General features: G+C 67.5%; 1 protein-coding gene. It reads left to right on the top strand.

The window, feature by feature from the left end:
- Positions 1 to 245: 245 nt before the first annotated feature.
- Positions 246 to 1,460, top strand: coding sequence for a NarK/NasA family nitrate transporter (locus L6Q67_RS23320; protein ID WP_296575837.1), 1,215 nt, complete (start codon positions 246 to 248; stop codon positions 1,458 to 1,460).
- The last annotated feature ends 330 nt before the right edge of the window (positions 1,461 to 1,790 follow it).

A 1,790-nucleotide genomic window follows, 5' to 3' on the forward strand; every position in this document is an offset into this window, starting at 1 on the left:
ACGGCCAGGTGGTGCCGCCCGACGTGGGCTGCGTGAAGCACTTCGCCACCCGGGTTACCAACGGCGAGGTCTTCCTGGCCCTGTAAAGGTCCCGCGCGGCGGGAGGCGTGCCCTGCAGCGGCAGTCTCTCCTCCACCGCCTCCGCCGCACGGGGCCCCCATCCGAACCCCTGAACCCTTCCCGGCAGCGCCCATCCGGCGCCTGCCCGGGCCCCCTCACACTCAAATCCGTACCGGGAGCCATCCATGGACCGCAAATCATTCCTCAAGGCCGGCCACACGCCTACGCTGCTGGCCGCTTTTTTGTACTTCGACCTCGCCTTCATGGTGTGGGTCATCCTCGGCCCGCTGGGTGTGCAGATCGCCGCCGACCTGGGCCTCTCTCACACCCAGAAGGGCCTGATGGTGGCCACCCCGGTGCTCGCCGGGGCCCTGCTGCGCATCGTGATGGGCGTGCTGGTGGACCACCTCAAGCCCAAGCTGGCCGGCGCCATCGGCCAGGTGATCGTCATCGCAGCCCTCTTCGTGGCCTGGAAGTTCGGCATCCACAGCTACGCGCAAGTGCTCACCCTCGGCCTCTTCCTGGGGGTTGCCGGGGCCGCCTTTGCGGTGGCGCTGCCGCTGGCCTCCCGCTGGTATCCGCCCGAGCACCAGGGCACCGCGCTGGGCATCGCCGGCGCCGGCAACTCCGGCACCGCGCTGGCCGCGCTGTTCGGGCCGGGCCTGGCTGCCGCCTTCGGTTGGGTGAATGTGTTCGGCCTGGCGCTGATCCCGCTGTCCATCGTCTTCGTGGTTTACCTGGTGATGGCCAAGGACGCCCCCGAGTGCCCGCCGGCCAAGTCGATGGCGGAGTACCTCAAGGTGCTCAAGGACAAGGACGCCTGGTGGTTCATGTTCTTCTATTCGGTCACCTTCGGCGGCTTCGTCGGCCTGGCCTCGTCGCTCACCATCTACTTCAACACCCAGTACGGGCTCGACCCGAAGACCGCCGGCTTCTTCACCGCCGCCTGCGTGTTTGCCGGCAGCCTGGTGCGCCCGATCGGCGGCAACGTGGCTGACCGCATCGGCGGCATCAAGAGCCTCACCGCCATGTACGTGCTGGCGGCGCTGTTCCTGGCCATCGTCAGTTTCGGCATGCCCGAGGCCTGGCAAGCCCTGGCGGTCTTCGTGTGTGCCATGCTCTCGCTGGGGATGGGCAACGGGGCGGTGTTCCAGCTGGTGCCCCAGCGCTTCCGCAAGGAGATCGGCGTGATGACCGGCCTGGTGGGCATGGCCGGCGGGGTGGGCGGCTTCTACCTGGCCTCCAGCCTGGGCTACAGCAAGCAGGTCACCGGCAGCTACCAGGCCGGCTTCCTGATCTTCGCTGCGCTGGCCATCGCCGCCCTCCTCGGCCTCACCGCTGTCAAGCGCCGCTGGCGCACCACATGGGGCGCCCCGCACCTGACGGCGGCGAAGATCTGACCCTGGCACGGACGCTAGGCGCGATGGGCTGTGCGGCTTCAGCCGCACAGCCCATCGCCAGAAGTTGTGCAGGCCCTTTTTGCCCCTCCGCGTGCGGCTGAAGCCGCACCTTGTATTATTTGCCTCATGCATCAACACCCGATCGTCATCGCTCTTGCTGGCCGTCGGGTGTGCATAGTCGGGGGGCGCCCCGACTGAGTGGCGGGATGCCGTGTCGCCCCTTGAGCTTCGAGCTCGCAATGTAGATCTTGCAGCCGCCACTCACCCTCACATAAGAGATCGAACAGTATCTTTGGCCCGGCTTGCCGGCAGCCCGCATTCACAAGGTTG

Source organism: Zoogloea sp., from assembly GCF_023150065.1.
Classification (GTDB): domain Bacteria; phylum Pseudomonadota; class Gammaproteobacteria; order Burkholderiales; family Rhodocyclaceae; genus Zoogloea.